We start from the raw sequence: 23,574 nt of genomic DNA, 5'->3' as shown, positions 1-23,574 counted from the left end.
GCTAGCGCGTCCTTCCGTGCAGGGTTCGGACCCGGGCCGTGCCGTTGGCGATGGTCGAGGTGACGAGTCGATTGGCGGGACTGGCCAACGCCAGCAGCGGTCGCAGCGCGGGTGTGCCCTCGAGGGCAAATGTCCACGTGAGGCGGGTGCCTTCGGTGCGCGGCGCGAGCACGATGTCTTCGGCGAAGCGTCGCAGTCCGGGGATGGATGCGGCGTCGACGGTGAAGGTCATCCGCTTGCCCTCGTCCCAGCGGTAGAAGCGCTCGTCCAACCGCACCACGCCGCCGAGGGTGACGGTGCGGGTGGCGCCGACGCCGAACGGGCGCGGTGCGGTCCATTCCATGGCACTGATCACCGGCGACCACGACACCAGCGCGTCATCCGCGGTCAATGCGGCCCACACGGCCGCGGGATCGGCCCCGATATCGACGTTGTGGACATAGCGTCGCGCGGCGGTCATGAGAAAGTCGTCGTCGGATTCGGCGAGTGCATAGCGTTGTGCCATGGACGTTTTCGTCCCTTCGAATGGGTTCTACAGGTCGAGGACCAGTGCGTCGCCCGCCGCACGGGAGACGCAGGTGAGTATGTGGTCGGTGCGTTCGGGATCGGGCAGGGTCCGGTCGCGGTGCTCGATGTCTCCGGCCAGCACCCGCGTCTTGCAGGTTCCGCAGAAGCCCTGCTGGCAGGAGTAGACGGCATCGGGAACCGCGCGCCGGATGGCGGCGAGCGCGGTCTCCTGCGCACCGACCCGGATCATGCGCCCGGTACGGGCCAGGGTGAGGTCGAATTCCCTGCCGCCGGTCACCGGCCGGGCGGAGAAGCGCTCGGTGTGCAGGGAGCCGGTCGGGTTGACGGTGAACATGGTCCGCTGGGCGGCGGCGAGCACCGGCGGTGGACCGCACACGTACACCGCCGCACCGGGTTCGGCGCGGCCGATCAGCTCCGCGATGTCGGGCACTCCGCATTCGTCGTCCGGACGGATCTCCGCATCGGGCAGTTCGTCCAGGAACGGCATCGATGCCCGCGACCGGCCGAGGTATATGAGGTGCCCGCGTGATCCGGCGGCCGCGACCATCGGCAGGATCGGGGTGACGCCGATGCCGCCAGCGATGAACAGGTATGACGGCGCCTCGACGAAGGTGAACGCGTTTCGCGGTCCGCGCACCCGCAGCATGTCGCCGACGCGCACATCCCGGTGCATCTCGATCGACCCGCCGCCGCCGTCTGCGATGCGCCGCACCGCGATTCGGTAACAAGACCGATCGCTCGGGTCGCCGCACAGTGAGTACTGCCGCTGCCTACCCGAGGGCAGGGAGACATCCAGGTGTGCGCCCGGCCGCCACGCGGGCAGCGGCGCGCCGGCCGCGCGCAGTGTGAAGGAGCGCACGTCCTCCGCCTCCACGGTCACCCGGCCTACGACAACGTCCAGAACGAATCCATTGCGTCGCACCGGATTCGATTGCGACATCAATGGCGCCGCGGGCCCGGAGACGAAGACCTGCTTGTAGGCGTCGATGACGGCTCCCAGCATCCGCAGGCTCGGAGGTGGGGTGAATTCCTCTGCCATCGTTCTGATCGCCATCAATGCCCGGCCCGCGCTGCGGGGGAGTGCGCGAGATACCGCAGCGCCTTGTCCATCGGACCGAGCTGGGAGGGGTGGAAGCCCAGGCGAAGATACCGTGGCGTTTCTGTGAAAAACGTCGTCCAACTGGGTATTACGCCACGCTTGGTGGCACTGACTAACTGCAGGACCCAGAATCGGCCCTTGTCCGCCGACGGATCCTTCCGGTACAGGTGGGCGGTCGAGACGATGAACAGCGGCAGCAACGTCGCGGTCGCCAGTATCGCGGTGCGCGCCCGGCGGGCATAGCTGCCGTCTACATGCATGTACGCGTCGAATACCACGCTGCGATGCTCGACCTCTTCCGCGCCGTGCCAACGGACCAGGTCCAGCATCGCCGGATGCATGCCACGTTCTTCGAGGATGTCCGCGTTCAACAGCCACTCGCCGATCACCGCGGTGAAGTGTTCCATTCCGGCGAACAGTCCGAGCCGTTCCTTCAGCCACTCCTCTCGGGCGCGGCCGGTGAGTCCGTGACCGCCCAGGACGCGGTCAACCAGCCACGCGATCTTGGACACGTACGAGTTGACGTCCAGCCCGATCGACTGCAGATGTCGGCGGGCGCCCTCATGACTGGCCGCATGCATGGATTCCTGGCCGATGAAGCCCTGCACCTCCTCCCGCAGCCGCTCGTCGTCGATGAACGGCAGCGCCTCCGCGAGGCATTGGGCCATGGCTCGCTCGCCCTCCGGCAGTACCAGATGCATCACGTTGACGATGTGCGTCGCGAGAACCTCGCCGGGGATGTAATGCATCGGGACCGAGCCGAAGTCGAAATGAACGTCCCGGGCATTGATCGCGTGCACTTCGTCGCGGTACGGGCGCTGCGTCGCGTCAGCCTTCTCAGCCATGCGTCGAGCGTACAGAGCAACATATTGCATTGCAATGTTGCAGCAACAATCGAGTCATCTATGTTGCATGATGTCGGGATATTGCTAGCGTTGAGACCGTGACAGCAGCCTCGTCAACGCCATCGGTGAGCCCGAAGGATGCCGACGACAGCATCGAATCGCGCATCTTGGACGCGGCCTTGGTTCAGTTCGAGAAGGTCGGTGTCAAGAAGACGACCATCGAGGATGTAGCTCGGCAAGCGGGGGTGGACCGCGTCACCGTCTACCGGCGCGTGGGCTCGCGCGACGACTTGGTGCAGGCGGTGGTCAGCCGCGAGGTCCGCGTGGTGCTCACCGAGGTGGCGCGAATCGCCGAGCGGCACGACGATATCGGCGATCTGGTAGCCGACATCTTCGTCACGGTGCTCACCAAGTGGCGCAACCACCCGCTGGCTCAGCGCATGCTGGCGATCGAACCCGAACGGGTCATCACCAAGCTCACCACCGACGGCGCAACGGTATTCACGCTCTCGGTCACGACTACCGCCGCAGCGTTGGAACGGGCGACCGCACGCGGACTACTGCCCGAAATCCCGGACCTGCTCACCCGCGCCGAAGTGGTCTGCCGCGTGGTCCACTCACTGATCCTCGCCCCGGTCGGCGGGGTGCGACTCGAATCGGATACCGAACTCACCGAATTCGCGAGAACGTATCTGCTACCGATCATTGTGGCCTGATCACTGCTGGAGGCTGGTCTCCGCGGTGCCGCCTGCTCATCGCACAGTGTGATTCGGCTATCCGTCTCAGAGCAGAGCGTGCTCAGACTTCACACATGCGCGCGTCCGGTCGATTCTTTCGCACCATTGGTCGTGCAGTGTTCTCCAGTCTTCGGCGGCCGCGCGGATCCACTTCTCTTCCAGCTCTGCCGCAGCCGACGCAGGTCCCTCCCGCTCGACCTCGTTCTCCGCGTGTGCGGCGCGGTCGACCAGTTCGGCCCAGCGATTGAAGTCCTGAGGTAGTGCGTTTCCGCCCTGATTGCGCATTGGCAGCTCCTTCGTGACTGTAGTTAATTGATCTTTGAATCTGTCCTTCTGCTTTGGCTCGCCGGAGGTTGGATCCGCCTGTCGCGGGGGTTGCTGTGGGCAGCGACCCGGCCACGCGCGGCTACCGTCTCGTCATCACGTGACCGACCGCGATGTCGGCGGGGTAGCGTCCATAGGGTTCTACCAGCCTCCCCGGCAATCCTATTTTGATTTCAGCTTGGTCACAGTTTATGCACTATCAGTTAACCGTGCATAGAGCTAGTTATGGAAAACCGCAGGTGCGCCACCATTTGGCCGCCTATCCGGGGAGTTTGCCAGATCTGTGTGATGCACATCACATCGCGTGGGCATGGTCTCCGGTTGATACCTCGCCTGAGGCTGGATCAGGTACACCACAGGCTCAGAACGCGAAGCGGTTCACCATGTCGTATTTCCTGGCCGATGTCGCTTACATCAGCCGATACAGCAGCCGCGGCGGCGTAGATGGGATCCTCTCGTGGCCCGCCAGCGCCGAGGTCTGCTGGAGAAAGCGCAACTGCGGATTCCAGCGCTCCAATTCGTGGACGTCACGGATGCCCCATGTGACGATGCCTTTGGTGAATATCTTCGACAGGCGCGGCCCTATCGGCGACAGCGTGTCGAAGAGAAGCTCCCCGGCGGCGAATCGATCCGTCAGAGCTGAAGCAGCGTGCGCACCTCGGGCTCGTGGAGGTACATGAACAAGCCTTCGGCGACGATCAACGCTGGCCGGTCGGTCGGAGTCTCGTCCAGCCAGCCCGCATCCGTCACCGACGAGCCGACCATTCGGCAACCGTGGCGGTCGTTGTACAGCTTTCGCCGCAACTCGATGACGTTCGGCTGGTCCACGTCGAACCACCGCACGTCCTGCGGCGGATGCAGCCGGAATGCCCGGGTGTCCATTCCGCACCCGAGATGCAGCACGACGGCGTTCGGATGGCGGCCGAGGAAGTCCGCGCTCCAGTCATCCAGCTGGGTGGCCCGCAGCGCCACCAGCCACTGGTTCGCCCCGGCCGCATGTAGCGGCGCATCCTGGCCCAGTCGTAGTCGATCCGGTCCACCGCCTCCGCCGCCACCTCGTCGCCGAGAATCGGTTGCGGCGAACGACTTTCGCAGGCCCGCAAGTACAGCGTGCCGAGGTTCGTCCACTCCACCGATCCCCACCGCACGTCGCCGAAATCGACCTTGCCCGCCTGCGTCATGACCGCCTCCTGGATGCGCGATAGTCGATCCACCGCAGCAGGAACTCGTCGCGATAGTCCTGCGTGACGAACTGGCACCCGAGCCGTCCCATAGAACCGGGCCGAACTCGCGTGAACCCGTTCTGTCACAACACTATTTCGTTGCACGGACGTAAGGGGTGCGACAGCCCCCGTAGGGGTGTTCGTCGGGCAGCTCGTGCACGCTCGGTTTCCGGAGGAAGGCCGGAGAGGTGACCGAGGGCGAGATGACCGAACGGCGCAGCGGCAACGCTGTCCGCGCGCAGCGCCGCGACGACAGGCAGCGGATCGGATCGTGGTTGACCGCCCTAGCGGTCGTACTCAATCTCCTGCAGCTCTTCGCACTACCGCTTCTGCTGTTGCCCCGCGACCCCGCGTGGGGCTGGGCACTGCTGCCGTTGGCGCTGCTGACGACGACGTTCTGGTCGGTGATTCACGAGGCCGTCCACGGCAATCTGCATCATCGGCGCTCGCTCAACGACGGGTACGGACGCGTGCTCGCCGTGCTGTACGGTTCGCCGTTCGCGCTGCTCAAAGCCGGGCATCTGCTACACCACCGCTACAGCCGGACCCGTGAGCGGGCCGAGGTCTACGACCCGGCGACGTCCAGCTGGGCGAAGGCCGCGCCCGGGTACTACCTGAGGCTCTTCGGCGGGCTGTATCTGCTCGAGGTCGCGGCGGTCGTGCTTGCGGCGCTGCCCGCCGCGGCAGTGCGCCGGCTCGGCCGCGCGGTGGACGGGCCGGACACAGTGGCGCGGCCGTTGCTCGAACGCGTCGCGCAGGTCGAGATGTTCCGGCAGTTCCGCATCGACGCGGCCGCGATCACGGTGCTCCACGGCGCGGCGTTCGTCGCCTACGGTAGTCACTGGTGGACGCTGCTCGCGGCGCTGGCTGGGCGCGGCGTGATCGTCTCGCTGGCGGACAACGCGTACCACTACGGCACCGATCTCGACGAGCCGCTCGAGGCGCTGAACCTGAAACTGCCCGCGCCACTGGAGGTCCTGGCACTGAACTTCAACCTGCACGGCATACACCATCGACGCCCGGGTCTGCGTTGGTACGAACTCCGACCCGCCTTCGACGCCGAGCGCGGCCGGTACGACTCCGGCTGGTTCCGTGCGGTGGCTCGCCAGATTCGCGGCCCGATCGGGATCACCGATCGCTGAGCCGACCGGCAAGGCGCGACGCTGATGCCGCGCCGGGATACTCCTCGGTTTCCATGCGCGAGGGCGACGCTGACGGTCCGCCTAAAAGGCCCTGATTGCCGGGCCAGCGCCAGATGCAGGCTGTTCAGGGGAGCGAAGTCAAAGCCATGGACCTTGATCGCCGCCTGGCACTCCCTGGGCGAACGAACGAAGCCCCGGCGCGTGATGGAAGGTGAGGAACCAGTAGTAACCGAGGGGGCCGATGCGTTCCTTGGGCCGTCCTATGTCCGGACTACCCCTGTTACTCATGGAAATCGAGGCCCGGATGGATCCGACATCGTTACCAGCCGTAGATGGAGAAAGACATCCCAGGAGGCTTGAATGTCAAGCAATAGCCTTCTCGCCCAGGTGAGGCCAGGCGGTGGCCTCGTTGTAGTGAGTGCCGGTTTTGAGGCAGCCGTGCAGGATGCCGACGAGTCGGTTGGCGAGCTGGCGCAGGGCGGGGTTGTGGCCGACGCCGCGGGCTCGCTGCCGGTCGTAGTAGGCGCGGGCACCCGGGGACCACAACAACGCGGAGAATGCCTGTGTTGTGAGGGCGTCGATGAGCCGGTCGTTGTGCACGAACCGGGCCAGAGCGACTTTCTTCTTGCCCGACGCGCGGGTGATCGGGGAGGTGCCCGCGTAGTTCTTGCGGGCCTTGGCGCTGGCGTAGCGGTCGGGGTCATCACCGAACTCTGCGAGCACCCGGGCACCGAGGACCGGCCCCAAACCTGGTTGGGACAAGATGATGTCAGCGGCCGGGTGCTTGGAAAAATGGGCCTCGACCTGCCCTTGCAGAGTCTTGATCTGGGTGTTGAGGACGGTCAGAACCGCCAGCAGCGCCTGCACCGAGGCAGCGTAGGCATCGGTGACGACCTCGGGTTGGCCGAGCTGGTCGGAGCGCAACGCGGTCTGGATCGCGGCGGCTTTGTCCGCGACGTTGCGGCGGCGCGCCCGCTTCAACGCGGCGCTGATCTGGGCGATCGTCAGTCGGGCTGCCTGGGTCGGGGTGGGTGCCTTGGCGAGCAGCTCAAGGGTGTCAGCGGCGTCGAGGTCGTCGAAGGCGGCCAGCGCCGCGGGGAAATAGTCACCCAGCGCGTGCCGCAGCCGCTGGGTGTGGCGAGTGCGTTCCCAGATCATCGTCTTATGGATGCGGGCCACCACCTTCACCGCCTCCGCACGCGCGGAATCCCCAGCGACAGACCGCAGTTCATGCGAGTGGGTGCGGACCATATCCGCCAGCACGTGCGCGTCGCCGGCGTCGCTCTTGGCGCCGGAGACCCCCAACCGGTCACGGAATCGGGCCGCCTGCAACGGATTCACCGCCAGCACCGTGTATCCCGCGGCGACCAGCGCCCCAACCCAGGGACCCCGGTCGGTCTCGATCCCGATCAGCACTTCGGCCTCATCGACGTCGTCGCCGACCAGATCCCCGATGATCGCGTGCAACCTGCCCATCCCGGCCACCCCCGCAGGAAGGCGCGCCTTGGCCAGACGGCGACCGGAGCCATCCATCACCTCCACATCGTGATGATCCTGAGCCCAGTCGTCTCCTACGAACAGTCGCAATGGTCCTCCCATTCTCGATGCCGATCACCGTCGAGCAGCCAGCGAGAGAACCATCAGCGACCTAATCAAGCAGTGCTCACATCACCACGAACGGGCACGACATCCCAGCAGCGATCAACTCTCCCGACCTACCGGCAGGGGCACAGTCTTTCTTCAGGACTCAACGTCCAGGACGCACGAGTGCTCACCTACCGGTCGGCTACCACCAAGGAGTTTGCCGGATGGCTCACTCCCCGAACTGATTAGGACGGTTGGCGGCGATGTGCTGCATGGCCTCGCGGCAGTAGCCGATCATCCGGTCGGGCAGCTCATCCGATGGAAACCATTGCAGTGCAGCACATTTGTCTGCCTCCTGATTTTTCGCCTCGCCCTCCCAAGAGCGCACATGACTGCGCTCATCGAATCTCCCCAACCGGGCTCGTCGAAACGCCCCACCCATGAGCGGTCCTGATTATAGGGGCTGCCGGTTCCCGGTCGTGGCGCGGCGGAGGTTGTCGGCGGTGGCCTGATGATCACGCAGCCGATAGGAATCGCCGTCGAGGTTGATGACCATCGACCGATGCAGCAAGCGGTCCAGCAGCGCTGCCGCGACGGTGTTGTCGCCGAGGATCTCGCCCCAGGATCCGACACCCCGGTTTGTGGTGATCACGATGGAGGTCTTCAAATAGCGTTGCGACACAACCTGAAACAACGCTGATGCCGCCTCGGCGGGTAAGGGGAGGTAGCCGAGTTCATCGATCACCAGCAACGCCGGACCGGCGTAGAAGCGCATCCTGGTCGCCCAACGGCCCTCGATCGCCGCCCGGTGACAGCGGGCCGCTAGATCGGCGGCGGTGGTGAAGTAGGTGCGGTAGCCAGCGTGCGCGGCCGCCCGCGCGAGCCCGGTCGCCAGATGCGTCTTGCCTGTGCCGGGCGTTCCGATGAGCAGGACGTTGGTGCCGGTTTCCAGGTAGCGGCAAGTGCCGAGCTCGTCGAGCAGCGGCCGGTCGATCCCGGACGCGGCATCGACGTCGAAGTTCTCCAGCGACGCCGGGGTCGGCAGGTTTGCGAATCGCAGCCGGCCGGTGAGGCGGCGGGCTTCGGTGTCGGCGACCTCGATCCGCAACAGTTTCTCCAACGTCGCGGTCGCCGAAAGATTCTGTGCGGTGGCGTCTTCCAGGATCTGCGGTAAGGATTCCGCGGCCGCGTGGAGTTTCAGGGTGGCCAGGTGTGACCGGAGTTGCTGGTAGCGGGTCGCGGTCTCGTCGGCGCCGACGGCTTTCGTGGTGCGGCGGCCGGCTTTCTTCGGGGCGGGTGTGGTCATTTGCGGCTCCTGGCAGTGGCGGCGCGCTCGTAGGCGGCCAGATCGGTGACCGTCGCGCCGACGGCGTCCGTGGCGGCGGTCGAGACGGTGGGGTCGGCGGCTGCGCGCAATGCCGCGGCGGCGGCGCGCGCGGCGTCGCCGGGCGGGATGCGTTCCTTGCGGCGGTGCGGGCGACCGGTGTTCGCCGCGGCCATCGCGGCGGCGTCCAGCGCGACGACGTGACCGTGGTCGCGGACGGTGGCGCCGAGCCCGTCGGCGGCGCGTTCGTGGCGGGCGATCACGATGCCGGCGGTGGTGGCGATGTCGATGTGGTTGCCGCGCAACGGTTGCGCAACGACCACTGTCGCCGACGCCAGCTGCGGTGGGACCGAGTAGCGGTTGCCGCGCCAGGACACCATCGCCTGCCTGGATGCGACTCTCGGTTCGGCGACCATCGCTGGATAAGGGTCGGCGGGCATGGGCCGCAACGGTTCCCGAGCCGCGACCGTCGCGACACTGGCGCGGCCGTCGGCGGTCGGCCGTAGCCGGGTGTCTCCGCGCAGCGTGCAGAATTTGTCGAGTGAGGCATGAGCTTGCTCGACGGTCGTCTCGTCGGCGAGTGTGCGCCACCAGCGTTGCGCGGCAGTGTGATTGACCTTCTCTACCACGCCCTTGCGGTTCCCGCGCCGGGGCGGGCAGATCGCCGGCACCACGCCGTAATACTTGGCGACCGCGGCGAACGACGCGGTGACCTGCCCGCTGGCGGGGTGGCAGACCGTGGACATGCGGTCGAACCGCCACGACCCGGTCACCCCGCCCAACGCCCGGGCGACGCGGGGTCAAGTCCAAGCGGGTGGTGTATCGGGGTGATTGCCGCGTGACCCTGTTCGGTCAGGCGGTCAGTGCTGGGGTGGTGTCCTCCTGTTCGGCGGGGTCGGTGAGGCCGCGGGAGCGGGCCAGCACGTCGAGGCCGAGGTAGCGGCGGCCTTCGATCCATTCGTCGTGTTGCTCGGCGAGCACGGCGCCGACGAGCCGGATGATGGCTTGACGGTCGGGGAAGATGCCGACGACGTCGGTGCGGCGGCGGATTTCCTTGTTCAGCCGCTCTTGGGGGTTGTTGCTCCAGATCTGGCGCCAGATCTGCTTGGGGAACGCGGTGAACGACAGCAGGTCAGCGCGTGCTGCGTCGAGGTGTCCGGCCACCTTCGGCAGTTTCTCGGTCAGTGCATCGAGCATCCGATCATATTGGGCAGCAACCGATTCGGCGTCTGCCTGGTCGAACGCCGAGTGCAACAGAGTCCGCACCCACGGCCACGACGATTTCGGGGTGATCGACATGAGGTTCACCGTGTAATGCGTACGACACCGCTGCCAGGCAGCTCCGGGCAGTGTCGCGCCGATCGCGGCGACCAGCCCGGCGTGGGCGTCGGACGTGACAAGGCTGACGCCGGACAGGCCGCGGGCGACCAGGTCGCGGAAGAATGCCAGCCAGCCCGCGCCGTCCTCGCCGCTGGTGACCTGGATGCCGAGGATCTCGCGGTAGCCATCGGCGTTGACACCGGTCGCGATCAGGGCATGCACGTTGACCACGCGGCCGTTCTCGCGGACTTTGAGCACCAGCGCGTCCGCGGCGAGAAACGTGTACGGGCCTTGGTCGAGTGGTCGGGTGCGGAACGCTTCGACCTGGGCGTCGAGGTCGGCGGCCATGATCGACACCTGGGACTTGGAAAGCTTTGTCACACCGAGTGATTCGACCAGTTTCTCCATGCGGCGGGTGGACACACCGAGCAGGTAGCAGGTCGCCACCACCGAGGTGAGCGCGCGTTCGGCGCGTTTGCGGCGCTCGAGCAACCAATCCGGGAAATAGGAGCCCGAGCGCAGCTTCGGGATCGCGATGTCGATCGTGCCGACACGAGTGTCGAAGTCGCGGTGGCGGTACCCGTTTCGTGAGTTCACCCGCTCGTCGGATCGTTCGCCGTAGCCGGCGCCACACACCGTGTCGGCTTCAGCGCTCATCAATGCCTGGATGAACGTGGACATCATGTTGCGCAGCAGATCCGGGCTCGCGACGGCGAGTTGGTCCGACAGCATCTTGGATGGGTCGATAGGCTGGACAGAGGTCATCGCGTGAAACTTTCTTCCTTCAGTGACTTGGTAGGTCTGTTGAAGGATCACGCGGTGACCACCCTCTACTCGGCTACGACACGCCCAGACTTTGCTGGTGTCCGGTCGTACACCATCCTGCTGGACTCAACCCGACGCGGTCCAGGCCCTCGATCAGATGCGGCTGATCGGTCGACGGGGCAAGGTAGCCGCGCCAACGCCCGGAATGGGCCAGCGATCCGACGAGCAGATGCGCGTTCGCGCCCCAGCCCCAAGCTGCGGGCGGGTTCGGCAGATCCACCCAGTCCCACTGGGTTTCACCACCGGGTGCGTGAGGGATGACGGCGTTGGGGCGTTCGGTCGCGGTCCGGCACGCCTGGCAGACCGGCCGCAGTCCGCGGGCGCGGATGTTGCGGGTCAGCGACTGATACGACAGCGGGAAACCCAGCGGTTCCAGCTCGTCCATCAGCGTCTGGGCCCACAGGTGCGGGTCCTCGGCCAGGCGTGCGGTCACGTACTCGACGAACGGCTCGAAAGGGTCCGGCAGATGGCGTTTGCGGACGCCGGGGGTGCGTTCCCCGGCCAAGTAGGCGCGGATCGTCTTGCGGTCGCGGCCGGTGTGGCGGGCGATCTGGGAGATCGTCCAGCCTCGGGCGCGTAGGGCACTGATTTCCACATCTTCCTCACGTGTCAACATGGAAAAGCGGGCCTCCTCCGAACGAAAGCGCTGGTCAGGTGTGGTAACCACCAGCATCGAAGGAGGCCCGCCCTTCACGGCGGAGCCACACGGGACAAATGGGGAATTTCGGTGAGCGTCAGTGGGGAAATTCAGTGAGCGCCGTCACACAGACAAGAATGCCATTCGACCACCGGATGACGAGTTGTGCATGATGTGCGCAAAGTTGACATCGTCGGGGTTGATGCTGATGCCGATCTCTTCTTCGGCCTCGCGGATGAGCGCGGTAATCACGGATTCGTCGGCTTCCAGGTGGCCGGACGGCAGATGCGAGCTTCCATCCTCAAAGCCCGTGTTCTGCCGCTGGCCGAAGAGCACCTCATTGCCGCGGCGCAGAACCAGGTGAACATCACCGGGTGACTTTGTGCCGCCGGGTGTCTGAGCCGTGCGCCTTCTTGGTGACTGTGTCAGTCATGAAATGAAAAATCCCCTTGTCTGCCTGGGACTGCTGGTCCGCTTATACAAGTCCGCGCCTGCCTGCAGCCATGGCCAATGCACTCAGCAGGCCCCCTCCCAGCCTCTATTTTGCCTGCTAGTACTCCGCTTTCCACGACACCCACGGCCGTTCGCCATGCTTGCCGCGAAGACACGCCACCCGGCGCGCTGCCTGTTCCTGCAGACGTGGATGCTCGGCCGCCAGTTGCGCCAGCCAACTGGTCATGCGGAACTCACGAATATCGCGGAGCAGCTCGAAACCATCCCACTCGGTGATGTCGTGGCCGTATGCGGTGACGAACTCCTTGTACTCGACCTCGGTGATCCATCCGCATGTAGCCCAGTTGACGGCCGTCTGGACGGTGTCCCACTCAGGCGGACCGATACAGAATCGTTCCAGGTCGAGCATGATCTGCTCACCGTCGTCCGCGGTGACGATGTTGCCTTCGTGGGCGTCTCCGTGAACGGCGCACCATGGCAGCCCGCTGGGCAGGTTCGCCCATCGCTGTTCCAGCGACGCTAGGTGCTCGTGCATCCACGCCCGGTCATCGTTGGTCAGGCTGGGCGTTTGGTTGATCCGCGTATCGAGTCGGACGAACGGTTGGACGTAGCCGACGCCAATATCTGTTGGCGCTGGAAGGTCGTGAAGTTGCCGGAGCATGCGGCCAACCTGCGCGGGCCGACTGATGTGATGCGGTGGCAGCTCGTGCCAGAAAACCACCGGGCGCCCATCTACCGCGATAGGTTGCTCGAAGTCCCGGATGACTTGCACTGCCCGGATACCGGATTCCTCCAGCCACTTGGACACCGCCACCTCACGCCGTGCCGCGTCCATCTGGCCCGGCCGGGAGATCCTCGCGACGATGCGTCCCGGCAAGCGGTAGACGGCGTTCTCGTTCATGCTGATCACCTCAGCTCCAGCAGCCGACAGGCCCACTGCCACACAGGCGGATTCAAGGACTGCGCGGGTCTCAGCTTCCGGGCTCATACAGCAGCTATACCACCAAGACGCTGCCGAAGGTCGGCCACGCCATCCAACCTGCGGTGGGGTGCCGCCAGGCCGTTCAGTTCGCGCAGGTACCAGCCTGCCCGTTGCGAGCGGACATGGGAGGCATCGCTGACTGCGGCTTGCCCGATCACGGCGGCTTCCTCCGGTTCACCGGTCGCCATCACCAAGGATGCCAACTTCAGGCGAGCGAAGGCACGGGACCGGACGTAGTTGTCGCCATGCCCATCGACGGCTGTCTGAAGACGGCACCGGGCCTCGGAAACGAACCTGCCGCGAATCGCCAAGTCATAGAGGGCATGGCCGGTATCGCCACCGTGCTGGGCCACGTCGTAGTAACCCATCCAGATCGGATCGTTCTCTGGACGGCTGTCACTGAATTCGTCATCGGCTTCACCGATTGCCCGGACAGCGTCATCGACGCGTTGCAGCTTGGCCAGGGCTCTCGCTCTGACAGTGTGGATGTTCGCACGTTCGGTCGCTGTTAGCATGTCAGCCCGCACCAGTGCCAATTCGGCGAACGTCAGGCCGGTATCGGGATCTCCACACCAGATGGCCTGGCGGGCCATGCGCGTCAGCACCTCGGCCCGGAGGTGCGGATCGCCTGCTTGTTCGGCACAGGTGAGGGCGAGTCGCATCATGCGCCGGGCGTCGTCGTGGGCAAAGGCGTCGAAGGCCATCCAAGCTGACGTATGCCCGAGAAAGCCCACTGCGGTATATAGATCCGCCCGGTTGTTGGCCGAACACCGTGCGTTCAGCAGCTCGACGGCGTAGGTCAGCTGCGCGGCAACGGCTTCACGGACCAAGCCGCCGCCGTATGTGTTATCCCATGTCGAAAACACCTGGGCGGTGTTCAGTACCTGCTGGATCTCGGTTTTACCGACCAAGGATGGGACCGGGGTCGGTTGGGTGACTACCGTCAGTTCTCGCAGTGGTACAGACGCGGCGAACGCGGCTGCCGTGCCGAGAGCCACACGGAAAAAGTCTGAACGGCGCACAGGTTCCTCCTCCAGCAGATCGGAGACCAGCACAACTGGGGAGCGCTGGTCGTGGAACCCCACGTCCTGGTCGGATTCGACATTGAAGACATGGCGAAAAGCCGCGCGGTAGCGAGGGTTCGGCCAGGTTCGTTCGCCTCGCAAGTAACGGCGAATAGTTTCGTCGGTGTAGCGGCCAGGTTTGCCACCCGACTGCTCGACGCGCGCGTTCAGGAGATCCGCCAGTCGCTGCTGCGTCATGTCCGCCTCACTCATGAGGCGCTGCAGTTTCACGTTGGGCACCAGCTGTTTCGTCATCGCCGCCTCCCCTTGCGGTGCCTTGTTCACGGTTAGTCGGAAGGCTACGCCCGGTTGAGGTTTCGCGACGAGAAACCCCCGCTAGACCCCCCTTTCTGCGCGCCGGAACCCCCCTTTTAGCGCGGTTCTAAACGGGGGTGAGTGGTGGGCCTACCGACGTCCGTCCGTCGGGGCGACCCTCAAATCGGCACTTAACATTCACGGGGTTGCCGACACTCCGCACTTCGCTGAACGTCAGGGTGCCCCCTACCAAATCTGCCAGGGGTGGCCGCATGCAAACCGATTTGCTTCTCATCGCACAACCGACCGCGGTCCGGTGTGCGTGCAATCTCGTGCAGCTCAGACTGTCCCACTGGGGGTTGTCCCATGTCTCCTCGGTGATGGAAACGCTGACAAGAGATCTGGTTGATGCGGTCGTTCGCACCATCGGTTCTTCGAAGCACGACCGACCGGAACCCGAAGACAACATTCCGCTTATCCGCTGCGTGCTGTGGCTGCGCAGTGGCGTCATCGGCTTTGCCGTCGAAGACCCCACAGAGGTCAACATCCCAACACCGCCCGTCGCCACTCTGTATCCAGCAGTTCGGTGGGATCGAACAAGGCTGACGACCGGCAAGGCGACCTGGTTCATCGTCCCGGTGCCATCGACGCTCTCCAGATCGGACCAGCGCAGTAGTGCCCTGTCTCCCAGGAGGGTAGGCCATGTCTGAATGCCATATCCGTGTGCAGCTCGAGGGCTTCCCGCCGCTCGACTTCCGCGCCGAGCGGGATGCCGCGCTGAATTTCGCCCACGCCGCGTCTTCCGTCGGAGTGATTGCGAGCACCGACGACGACATCCGAGATGATCTGCCGCTACTGCCATGTGCACGCCTCTGGCGGTGGCCATGACGCGAACGATCCACCGTCGTCGTGGCGGCACTGCATCCACCTGCACGGAAGCTGCCATGGAACTGACGATGCGGGACCTGGAAGTCGTCGCCCGCGTCTTCGGCTTCGCCAACGCCAGAGCCCTCATCGACTTCATGACCAGATCCAATTCATCGCCAACAAAGGAGCAGCTTCGTGATTGTTGATCTCGCCAACGCGCCTCTGGCGCCGAACCTTTGGGGCAACAAGGCGGCCCAACTCAGTCGGCTTGCGACCGAAGGATTATCGGTTCCTCCTGCACTGTGCCTACAGCCCGGTGCCGTGACTGGCCTGTGGCGAGGAAGCATCCTCGGCAATTGGCTAACCGCGCTGACATCCGATCGCGTCGTGCTGCGCTCATCAACCCAGGCCGAAGATCGGACGGACGACGCCGGGGCCGGCCGAACCGTGTCGCTAACGGGTCTGCCACCGTCAGCCGAACATCTCATCCGCGTGATAGAGCAAGAAATCGAGCCAGACCTGAACCGCTACGAGGGTGGACGCTGCTGCATCCTCCAGGAGCAGATCCCGTGCGTGCTGGGTGGCGTCGCGTTCAAGACGCCGGAATCACTGTTGGTGGAGGGCAACTACGACACGCCGCTGGCGACGACCGGCGGAGAAGTACCTCAACTGAGGCTGGTGTCCCAGGATGGCATTCGCGAATGGGAGTTCATCGACCACGACTCAGTCCAGTACCAGCGGTTTGCAATTCAGATTGAAGATCTTGCCGTCCGAATCTACGCCGTCATGCGGATGCCTGTGGATATCGAGTGGGTGTTCGACGGTCGGAGCGTCTTCGCGGTTCAGGCCCGGCCGGTGACAGCACCTCTGGTGAACGAGGTGCAGTCGTGACGATCACCAAAGCCCAGGCGGTCGAACTGTTCCAACGCTTCCACCTGGACGGGTTGCCTGCCTTCCTACTGCATCTGCCGTCGCCCGATCCCGTCGACGCCATCCGCACTCAGCTGCCGAATGCCTCACGGTTCACGCTCCGGGTGTGCGGCAATGACGAGAACCAGAATCTGCCGCGGATCATCGGCTGCGACCTTGGTGACGCCGAGCAGTGGCTAAATGAGGCCCATGGGGATGGCGTCAGCACCGTGGTGGTGCAGCCCTACGACGATCTGCTCTTCTCCGTGGAACTGGCGGTGGCCGAACACACCTACGTTGCGGAGTTGGTCCCAGGTATCTGGGAACTGGACAACCAGGCCGAACCCACCACCATGACGCTGACGCCTGCCGAGGAAAGTTGCGTCCGGCTGCGCGGTCCAGTGGCAGCCCAACCTGCTAAGTACTGGATGATTTCCACCGGATATGTGGTGCAGCAGGCCCGAGTCGAAGACTGGCAGCTGAGCGATGTGATGCGCTGGGTCGGCGAGAACGCCAGCGAACTGCAACAGCTGCGGGACGCGGTCGGCACCGATGTTGTGGGCGTCAAACTGCACTACGCCCGTCGGTATGGCTTATCGCCTCAGAACATCCACACCAAGGGGCTGTCGGTTCCGGCTGACGTCCAACCGACGGCACCGATGCACCTTCCCATTCTAACGTCCGTCCAACAGGCACCACCCCAGACGACGGCTGTCCGGCTGGCTGTCAGTATCGGCCGGGAGCGCTACAGCGATCTGCTGGCGTTCGTGGCCACCTTGCAAGCGGCAGGCGTGAAGACGGTGTACGTCCGATCCGGCCTGCTCTCCCACATGGCAATCACCCTGCGGCAGCATGGGTTTGAAGTGAGGCGATGGTAATGCACTGGGTTTCAATTGACGGTGTGGACGGCTCAGGTAAGACCACCCTTGCCCGTCAACTGCAAGAGATCGACCTCGAGCGGACCCGCATCCTGGTTCGTGACGACAAGCCTGAACAAGCACTCGACAATTCGCTGCTCGTAAACCAGCGGCTGATCGCCCTGCGGGAACTCGTCTGGGACTACGACCCCAAGGAAGCGGTCTGGGAGTACGGTACCCGGTACTGGCTGCATAGTCTGGCCAGCTGGTTCTGGCTGTACTACGAAACCGTCATCACCCAAGCTGGCAGGGCGGCCCCCTTCGTTGTCACAGACGGCTGGGCCATCAAGCACTGGGCGCGGTTTCGAATGCACGAATCACTGGCCATCTGTGCTGCGGCTGACCGAGTGTTTCGCCAGCTGCCGTGGCCCGATCGAACCGTACTGCTGCCTCCGGGAGCTGTGGCCGGAGACCGATCAACGAAACAACTGAAGCCCTCGGAGTTCGGCGCGTTCCAGCCGGGCGGCACGACGAAGTTCGATACCTACCAGCAGGCCACGTGGGTTCAGATGCGCGATCTGGCCGAGGAGATTGACGACGAGCTGACCGACGTCCGCTACATGCCATCTGGCGAGACGCCGGATGCTTCCTCGTTCCTGCGGATTGTCGAGGTCAGCTGATGGCCACTCGTATTGTTCCTCCGACACCGCCCGCGGATCACACCATGGGCGAACAGTTGCATCGCTACGTACTGCCGAAGGTGCCGGAGTTGGATCTGCGCGATGTACAGGCCATCAAGGTGTACGGCTCGCCCTCGCTGGCCTTGCTGCTCAACGCCAAGCCGCTGGATTCGAAGTTGTTCAATTGGCGCCGGCCTGAGTTCATCCGCCTCGGCGGATTCCTCCACTGTGTTGCCTCGCCCGGCCGCGACTACACCTGGCACTACGCGAAGCTAATAGCTACCGCGGGACTTATCAGGGGGCAGCAGCGGCCGGTCGTGCTGACACAGCCGCGACGGTACGAGGTGGAACGGTTTATCGACCGCTGGTTGCCGCTCTCCCTCCCAGATGCCGATTTGGTCATCCTCGGGTACGTGCAACACCTCTTTCGCCAGGAGGCCGAATCGGTGCCATGGACCCACTGTCACGGCTTCGGCTGGAAGCGTATTGAGGTTGCCGGAGCAACGGTCCTGCTGCTTGGCTGCGAGTTCAGCTACTGGGGCGATCTCTCCGGCAGCCTAACCGCCGCGATCTTGCGCCGCGGCATCACTTCGTGGGTGATGTACGTCGGCAAGCTGGGAGCGCTCGATCCCAGTCTGGCCCCGAATCAGTGGCTGGCGACCGGTCAGAGTTCCGTAGTCGATGGCGTGCCGTTTGGCTGGCAGGGCCGTCTGCAGTATGTACGGCCGACAGGGCGGACGCTGCGGGACATCTGTCACGTAACGATGCCCTCGGTGATCGATGAGACCCGAGAGTGGGCGGTCGAGGCATCACAATCGAGTCAAGTGGTTGATCCCGAAATCGGGCACATGGGACGGGCGGCCGTCAAGGCTGGCGCGTCGTTCGACTACTTGCATCTCGTGACGGATAACCTCGTCAAGGATTTCGGCCAGGGGCTGTATGACGAGCGTTTGAAACGCGTTGCATCGCAACGGAAATCGTTGGTTATGGAGGCAGAGCAAATGATACGAAGGAGTATAGTTCAAACATGCTGAGGGGACCATTTCTGTATTGCGGCTCGAGCTGGCGCGAAGATGGCCGGTGGTTCCACGAAGCTATTTCGCCCAACGGTGTGGTTGAATACTGGCCGGGCGCGAACAAGCGACTGGCGTTTCGCATAGCCGATGAAAGTCGCTACTGCTTGGGCTATTTCACCTTCGATAATGGAACCAGCACAAGGCAGCCATGCTCGGGTCACGCAGCTGTGAGGACCGGCAAACAGTGTGACCGGTGCCGCTTTCTCGAAGGCTTCTCGACTGTCCACCAGCATCAGGGATCTATCGACGGATTGCCTGTGCAGATTCGGGACTACATCGGCCAGCCCCACCTGCTCTACATCGCCTGTTTCGGAACTGGGCAATGCAAGGTGGGAACCGCTGCATTGTCTCGGCGAAACTCTCGCCTCTATGAACAGGGAGCCATCCTGGCGCGAATCGTCGCCAGTTCGCCGGACGGCCTCCATGTCCGTCACCTCGAACGCATCGTGTCCGCAGCCGGATTCAAGCAGGCGATGTCCAGCAGTGCCAAAACGAGTGCCCTAACTGGCGCGCTGGATGGATGGTCGACCCTCGAAGGTTCGCTCACCACCGCAGCGGCCAAGGCTGTCGACAGTCTGCCTCCTGACGCTACGATCCTGTCCGACACCTGGACTGGCGGTGAGTGGTTCTACAACAAGCTGCTCGACCACGGCCGGATGCTGGATGCTGCGCCATCATTCGACGGCGCCGGCGAGTACGTCATCGATGGTATCGACGCCCTTGGGCACACCATTCTGTCCCACGACGGCGACGGATCTTCAGATCTGGTGCTGATCAACGAATCCAAGTTCATCGGCCATCTGATCGAGCTGGACGACGCGATCGAAAACGAACCAAGCTCGGCGCAGGCCAGCTTGTTCTAATCCCTGCCTTTAGGAGTACCAATGAGCACGCTAGCGGACATCTGCACCTTCTGCTGCGAGGTTAGCGGCGGAACGTCGTCCAACTTGTTCTATGACCTTGGTATCTCGCAGGAAGGCAGCCTCGACTACATCCTCGATGAAACCCCGCACTTCGTGGTGTTTCCCTGCATCGGGGCGCTTGTGCCGGAGTATGTGCTGATCGTTAGCAAGCGGCACACGCTATCGGCAGGCTGGTTCAACAACGAGGAACGAACTGATCTGCGACAGCTGATCGAACGATGGAAAGGTCGGCTCGGCCCGGCCGGTGGCAACGTGGTGCTGTTCGAGCACGGCAGCTATGACTTCCGGGACAAAGGCGGCGCCTGTTACGACCACGCCCACGTCCATTTGATCGCCACCGATGCCCAGCCAAAGGCCTTCGTCAGATCCGTCGCCGAGGATGTCGTCCTGCATGGCTCCGATGATTGGCTATCCGCGGCCGTTGACAGTGTTCAGCGACAGGAACGTTCGTATCTGGTGATGAGTACCGACGGACACGACTACATCGGCAACTCGCGCCAGGCGCGTTCGCAGTTCTTCCGACGGCACCTTGCTGAGTGGCTGGGTGCTGAACCGGGTGGTTGGGATTGGTTGGTATATCCCGAGATTGAACGGGTACGAGGGATGATCGAGTGTCATAGACATACCTCCGGGCTTAGCGAGCGGAATTCCCGGCAGAGTGGTGGCGGGTAACTGGCGGAGCGACCGGCGAAGTACCGATACCCCCCGATTGAGCCCGGGACTGCTGCACGATCGGGTGACAGATTCGATCACGCGGCCTGACTGGCCGGTGGGGTCATGATGGTCTCGTATTGGACCGGCGTCAAACGGCCGAGGGTAGCTTGGCGTCGGCGGCGGTGGTAGGTCCGTTCGATCCAGGTGACGATCGCGATGCGCAATTCCTCACGGCTGCACCAGGATCGGCGGTCGAGGACATTCTTCTGCAGCAGCGCGAAGAAACTCTCCATGGCGGCATTGTCACCGGCCGCGCCGACACGGCCCATCGACCCGGCCATGCCGTGACGAGTCAGGGCTCGCACGAATTTCCGGCTGCGAAATTGCGATCCGCGGTCGGTGTGCAGAATGCAACCGGCCACCTCGCCACGGCGAGCCACCGCATTGTTGAGCGCGTGCACCGCCAGCGCCGATTTCATGCGTGAGTCGATGGAGTAGCCGACGATCCGGTTGGAATAGACGTCCTTGACCGCACAAATGTAGAGCTTGCCCTCGCCTGTCTGATGTTCGGAAATGTCGGCCAGCCACAACCGATTCGGAGCCTCAGCGGTGAAGTCGCGTTGGACCAGGTCATCGTGGACCGGCGGGCCGGCCTTGCCCTTTCCGCGTCGCTTCTTGCCGAACGCACTCCACCAGCCCTGGGCCGAACAGATCCGCCATGCAGTGCGGTCGGCCATCGGTTCACCGGCGGCGCGGGCCTCGTCGGCGAGAAATCGGTACCCGAATTCGGGATCGTCGCGATGGGCGTCGAACAGCGCGTTGGCCCGATACGCCTGGTCGAGTTCGGCGGCAGTGACCGGTTCGGCCAGCCATCGGTAGTACGGCTGACGAGCCAGTTTCAGCACCCGGCACGTCACCGTGACGGGGATCCCGTCTTCGGCCAGCTCGCGGACGAGCGGGTAGATCATTTTCCCGGCAGGTTCGCCTGCGCGAAATAAGCGGCGGCCCGTTTGAGGACCTCGTTCTCCTGCTCCAGCAACCGGATTCGCCGTTTCGCCGCCCGCAGCTCGGCCGACTCGCTCGTGCTGGTGCCCGGTTTGGTTCCCTCGTCGACGTCGGCCTGACGCATCCATTTCGACAGCGTCATCGGGTGGATCCCGAAATCGGCGGCGATCTGCTCCAGCGTCACACCATCGTCGCGATTGCGAGCCACACGCACGACATCGTCGCGGAACTCACGGGGATAGGGCTTCGGCACGATGACATCCTTCCAGCCCACCCGAAGGGCAAGCCAACTCGGTTGTCACCTATCCGTGCAGCAGTCCCGGTTGCTGGAACAGGGGCAGCAGATTCAGCGGGCACGTGGAGCCGGGCCGGTCTACTTCGCGGCACCCTTCCGCGTGCAGTGCATCGTAGAAGCGCCGTATGGGAAGCCCTCCCAGCTCGTCGGCCCGGTATCGCAGAGTCAGCCCGTACCAGGACGGGCGCACCCCGGCCGGTACGTCGGGCACGGTGATGCCCGAGAAGTTCAGCAGCACATCGGCTTTCGACCCGGCGAGGTTGCGCACCTGCGGTTCCACGGTCGGGTCGGTGACCTCGTAGCTCTGCCCGGCAACGATCCGCACCCCGCTGCCTGCCACCGCCGCGCGGAAACTGTCGAGCAGGTCCTTGCCGAAGTCGTCGTTCTGATAGAGCACCGCTACGGTCGCGTCGGGCCGTTCCTGGCGGACATATCTGGCGAATGCGCCCCTCGGACTGGTAGCTGGGCTGCCAGCCGATTGTCCACGGATGGGCGGTGTCGGCGCCCCAGTGAGCAGCCCCAATTGCTCGAGTGAAACATTCCGAATGTCCGGGTTCAGGCGCGAGAAATCGTGTAGCTGACCTCTTCTAGAGTGAAATCATGCCCCGCCCAATCGAATCAGTGTCCGCTGTCGGCGCTACCACACAGCGGGTCGTCACTCTCGACGTGGCGCGAGGCTTCGCCCTCTTCGGGATCCTGATCACCAATGCCGCCGTTCTGACCGGAATCCTGTCATCCGACGGGCCGACAACGCCGATGCGGTTGTGGACGCACGCCGGCCCGGTCGACCGTGTCACCGACGCCGTGGTGGAAGCGTTGTTCCAAGGCAGGTTCTATCTCCTGTTCGCGTTCCTGTTCGGTTACTCCTTCACCCTTCAGATGGAGGCGGCACGGCGTGCCGGGGCGTCGGGGTCGATGAGAATGCTCCGCCGGTGCTGCGCGCTGTTTCTGATCGGAGCTGCCCACGCACTGCTGTTGTGGGTCGGCGACATCCTCACGCTGTACGCGATGCTGGGTCTGATTCTGTTGCTGCTGCGGGGCATCCGGCCCAGCGTCGCGGTCGGCGCGGGCGTTGTGCTCTTCGTGGCATTCAGCCTGCTGGCGTTTCTGCCCGAAGGTGCGACAGACTGGAGCACTTGGCTGCTTCTCCCCGAGATGCGTTCGGGGTATGCGGGTGGCGCGCTGGACACGCTGGCCGTACAGCTGGATGTGGCGCCGCGCTTCGTTCGGATGACCTGGCTCGGTCAGGGGGCCACCAGCCTCGCACTCTTCCTCCTCGGAATGGCCGCGGGCAAGAACGGGCTGTTGCAGGACGCCGAGAGAGTGCGGCGATGGACACCATTCGTGCTGTACGTGGGATTCGGTGTCGGGCTGCCTGTTTCGGCCGTGACGTTCACCGACGTGGCGGGCATCGGATCTGCGCCCGCCAATTGGAGCGGTGTGCAGCAGTTGGTCAACCCCCTGATGACGTTCGCTTACCTGGCGCTGGTGATCCGGCTGGCGCAGACTCCCCGCTGCGCGGCCGCGATCGGATGGCTGGCGCCGATCGGCCGGATGTCGGCCAGCCACTACATCGCGCAGTCGGTGGTATTGATGGTGCTCTATAGCGGGTACGGACCAGCGCTGGCCGGTCGAGTTCCGGCGCCGGTCGTCATCGCACTCGGCGTGCTGACCTTCGGATCGCTGGGGGTGGCAAGCCGGTGGTGGCTGGCGCGGCATGCATACGGACCGGTCGAATGGTGTCTGCGCGCCGCCACCTATGCACGCATACCTCAATGGAAGCGCGATTCCCCTCCGTACGGGCAGCGACCGGCATTCGACGAAGAACGGGCCGACTTCTCGCAGGATCGAAACGAGAGCGTCTGATCAACAGCCCGGAATCGACTGTGAGCGTTCCGCTGTCGGTGATTGCCGAGCGACTGTAGCTCCTCGCGGCGTGTCGGTGACGCTGGAAGTGGATTCCGGA

Annotated in this window: 25 protein-coding genes and 3 pseudogenes; 12 read left to right on the top strand and 16 right to left on the bottom strand. The window is 64.3% G+C overall.

Going from position 1 to position 23,574, the window contains the following annotated elements; translation table 11 throughout:
* Position 1: 1 nt before the first annotated feature.
* From OHA40_RS32315 to OHA40_RS32305, 3 genes are read right to left on the bottom strand one after another with little or no spacing between them, the layout of a single operon-like run.
* A complete protein-coding gene (locus OHA40_RS32315) occupies positions 2 to 505 on the bottom strand; it encodes an SRPBCC family protein (RefSeq protein WP_330230584.1) in 504 nt (167 codons plus the stop codon).
* Positions 506 to 532: 27 nt separating this feature from the next.
* Positions 533 to 1,567 (bottom strand): PDR/VanB family oxidoreductase, encoded by a 1,035-nt coding sequence (locus OHA40_RS32310; RefSeq protein WP_330230583.1) that lies wholly within the window; start codon positions 1,565 to 1,567, stop codon positions 533 to 535.
* A 14-nt stretch (positions 1,568 to 1,581) separates the two neighbouring features.
* Positions 1,582 to 2,472 (bottom strand): metal-dependent hydrolase, encoded by an 891-nt coding sequence (locus tag OHA40_RS32305; RefSeq protein WP_330230582.1) that lies wholly within the window; start codon positions 2,470 to 2,472, stop codon positions 1,582 to 1,584.
* 98 nt (positions 2,473 to 2,570) lie between these two features.
* On the opposite strand from OHA40_RS32305, the gene OHA40_RS32300 reads away from it, so the two are divergent.
* On the top strand, positions 2,571 to 3,188 hold the full coding sequence (locus OHA40_RS32300) for a TetR/AcrR family transcriptional regulator (RefSeq protein ID WP_330230581.1): 618 nt from the start codon (positions 2,571 to 2,573) through the stop codon (positions 3,186 to 3,188).
* Positions 3,189 to 3,254: 66 nt separating this feature from the next.
* Here OHA40_RS32300 and OHA40_RS32295 read toward each other — a convergent pair whose 3' ends face one another.
* On the bottom strand, positions 3,255 to 3,494 hold the full coding sequence (locus tag OHA40_RS32295) for a hypothetical protein (protein ID WP_330230580.1): 240 nt from the start codon (positions 3,492 to 3,494) through the stop codon (positions 3,255 to 3,257).
* 448 nt (positions 3,495 to 3,942) lie between these two features.
* Positions 3,943 to 4,714, bottom strand: a pseudogene (locus OHA40_RS32290) (class I SAM-dependent methyltransferase).
* 230 nt (positions 4,715 to 4,944) lie between these two features.
* Between OHA40_RS32290 and OHA40_RS32285 the strand changes: the two are divergent.
* The gene (locus OHA40_RS32285; RefSeq protein ID WP_330230579.1) at positions 4,945 to 5,898 is read left to right on the top strand and encodes a fatty acid desaturase; all 954 of its coding nucleotides are present in this window, start codon (positions 4,945 to 4,947) and stop codon (positions 5,896 to 5,898) included.
* Positions 5,899 to 6,261: 363 nt separating this feature from the next.
* Here OHA40_RS32285 and OHA40_RS32280 read toward each other — a convergent pair whose 3' ends face one another.
* The 9 genes and pseudogenes from OHA40_RS32280 to OHA40_RS32240 form a co-directional block, all read right to left on the bottom strand.
* A complete protein-coding gene (locus OHA40_RS32280) occupies positions 6,262 to 7,497 on the bottom strand; it encodes an IS110 family transposase (RefSeq protein WP_330230074.1) in 1,236 nt (411 codons plus the stop codon).
* Positions 7,498 to 7,711: 214 nt separating this feature from the next.
* Positions 7,712 to 7,897, bottom strand: a complete 186-nt coding sequence (locus OHA40_RS32275) for a hypothetical protein (protein WP_330230578.1) — start codon at positions 7,895 to 7,897, stop codon at positions 7,712 to 7,714.
* A gap of 39 nt (positions 7,898 to 7,936) precedes the next feature.
* Positions 7,937 to 8,788 (bottom strand): IS21-like element helper ATPase IstB, encoded by an 852-nt coding sequence (istB, locus tag OHA40_RS32270; RefSeq protein ID WP_330230577.1) that lies wholly within the window; start codon positions 8,786 to 8,788, stop codon positions 7,937 to 7,939.
* Positions 8,785 to 9,603: pseudogene (locus OHA40_RS32265) on the bottom strand (Mu transposase domain-containing protein); the annotation flags it as partial. The pseudogene OHA40_RS32265 and the gene istB, both read right to left, overlap by 4 nt.
* Positions 9,604 to 9,658: 55 nt before the next feature.
* Positions 9,659 to 10,891 carry an IS256 family transposase gene (locus tag OHA40_RS32260; RefSeq protein WP_330230232.1) on the bottom strand — a complete coding sequence of 411 codons (1,233 nt, stop codon included), beginning with the start codon at positions 10,889 to 10,891 and terminating at the stop codon, positions 9,659 to 9,661.
* Positions 10,892 to 10,997: 106 nt separating this feature from the next.
* Positions 10,998 to 11,567 (bottom strand): annotated as a pseudogene (locus tag OHA40_RS32255) (IS21 family transposase); the annotation flags it as partial.
* Positions 11,568 to 11,711: 144 nt separating this feature from the next.
* Positions 11,712 to 11,924, bottom strand: coding sequence for an NUDIX domain-containing protein (locus OHA40_RS32250; protein ID WP_330230576.1), 213 nt, complete (start codon positions 11,922 to 11,924; stop codon positions 11,712 to 11,714).
* A gap of 214 nt (positions 11,925 to 12,138) precedes the next feature.
* Positions 12,139 to 13,029 (bottom strand): phosphotransferase enzyme family protein, encoded by an 891-nt coding sequence (locus tag OHA40_RS32245; protein WP_442943861.1) that lies wholly within the window; start codon positions 13,027 to 13,029, stop codon positions 12,139 to 12,141.
* Positions 13,026 to 14,342: an XRE family transcriptional regulator gene (locus OHA40_RS32240; RefSeq protein ID WP_330230574.1), complete on the bottom strand. Its 1,317-nt coding sequence runs from the start codon at positions 14,340 to 14,342 to the stop codon at positions 13,026 to 13,028. The genes OHA40_RS32245 and OHA40_RS32240 overlap by 4 nt, the downstream gene beginning before the upstream one ends.
* Positions 14,343 to 14,614: 272 nt before the next feature.
* Here OHA40_RS32240 and OHA40_RS32235 point away from each other — a divergent pair, with 272 nt between their 5' ends.
* From OHA40_RS32235 to OHA40_RS32195, 9 genes are read left to right on the top strand one after another with little or no spacing between them, the layout of a single operon-like run.
* On the top strand, positions 14,615 to 15,052 hold the full coding sequence (locus tag OHA40_RS32235; protein WP_330230573.1) for a hypothetical protein: 438 nt from the start codon (positions 14,615 to 14,617) through the stop codon (positions 15,050 to 15,052).
* Complete coding sequence (locus OHA40_RS32230) at positions 15,045 to 15,230, top strand: hypothetical protein (RefSeq protein ID WP_330230572.1); 186 nt, start codon at positions 15,045 to 15,047, stop codon at positions 15,228 to 15,230. Before OHA40_RS32235 ends, OHA40_RS32230 begins: the two co-directional genes overlap by 8 nt.
* 56 nt (positions 15,231 to 15,286) lie before the next feature.
* Positions 15,287 to 15,415: a hypothetical protein gene (locus OHA40_RS32225; RefSeq protein WP_330230571.1), complete on the top strand. Its 129-nt coding sequence runs from the start codon at positions 15,287 to 15,289 to the stop codon at positions 15,413 to 15,415.
* Complete coding sequence (locus OHA40_RS32220) at positions 15,405 to 16,100, top strand: hypothetical protein (protein ID WP_330230570.1); 696 nt, start codon at positions 15,405 to 15,407, stop codon at positions 16,098 to 16,100. The genes OHA40_RS32225 and OHA40_RS32220 overlap by 11 nt, the downstream gene beginning before the upstream one ends.
* Positions 16,097 to 16,996, top strand: a complete 900-nt coding sequence (locus OHA40_RS32215; RefSeq protein WP_330230569.1) for a hypothetical protein — start codon at positions 16,097 to 16,099, stop codon at positions 16,994 to 16,996. Before OHA40_RS32220 ends, OHA40_RS32215 begins: the two co-directional genes overlap by 4 nt.
* 23 nt (positions 16,997 to 17,019) lie before the next feature.
* Entirely contained in the window at positions 17,020 to 17,655 is a 636-nt protein-coding gene (locus OHA40_RS32210) for a hypothetical protein (RefSeq protein ID WP_330230568.1), read from the top strand.
* 44 nt (positions 17,656 to 17,699) lie between these two features.
* On the top strand, positions 17,700 to 18,689 hold the full coding sequence (locus OHA40_RS32205; RefSeq protein ID WP_330230567.1) for a hypothetical protein: 990 nt from the start codon (positions 17,700 to 17,702) through the stop codon (positions 18,687 to 18,689).
* On the top strand, positions 18,683 to 19,594 hold the full coding sequence (locus OHA40_RS32200; protein WP_330230566.1) for a hypothetical protein: 912 nt from the start codon (positions 18,683 to 18,685) through the stop codon (positions 19,592 to 19,594). The genes OHA40_RS32205 and OHA40_RS32200 overlap by 7 nt, the downstream gene beginning before the upstream one ends.
* A gap of 21 nt (positions 19,595 to 19,615) precedes the next feature.
* A complete protein-coding gene (locus tag OHA40_RS32195) occupies positions 19,616 to 20,326 on the top strand; it encodes a hypothetical protein (RefSeq protein ID WP_330230565.1) in 711 nt (236 codons plus the stop codon).
* Between the two features lie 77 nt (positions 20,327 to 20,403).
* Here the strand turns inward: OHA40_RS32195 and OHA40_RS32190 are convergent.
* Positions 20,404 to 21,566 (bottom strand): IS3 family transposase gene (locus tag OHA40_RS32190; RefSeq protein WP_330230251.1). Its coding sequence is split into 2 segments (ribosomal slippage): positions 20,404 to 21,279 and positions 21,282 to 21,566, totalling 1,161 coding nucleotides; the frame shifts between segments, so codons are not numbered across the junction.
* A gap of 49 nt (positions 21,567 to 21,615) precedes the next feature.
* Positions 21,616 to 22,005, bottom strand: coding sequence for a hypothetical protein (locus OHA40_RS32185; protein WP_330230564.1), 390 nt, complete (start codon positions 22,003 to 22,005; stop codon positions 21,616 to 21,618).
* Between the two features lie 203 nt (positions 22,006 to 22,208).
* On the opposite strand from OHA40_RS32185, the gene OHA40_RS32180 reads away from it, so the two are divergent.
* Positions 22,209 to 23,474 (top strand): DUF418 domain-containing protein, encoded by a 1,266-nt coding sequence (locus OHA40_RS32180; protein WP_330230563.1) that lies wholly within the window; start codon positions 22,209 to 22,211, stop codon positions 23,472 to 23,474.
* Positions 23,475 to 23,574: the final 100 nt, after the last annotated feature.

Origin of the sequence: Nocardia sp. NBC_00508 (genome assembly GCF_036346875.1) — a bacterium.
In the GTDB taxonomy this organism is placed as follows: domain Bacteria; phylum Actinomycetota; class Actinomycetes; order Mycobacteriales; family Mycobacteriaceae; genus Nocardia.
This window is presented reverse-complemented; position numbering and strand designations above follow the sequence as displayed.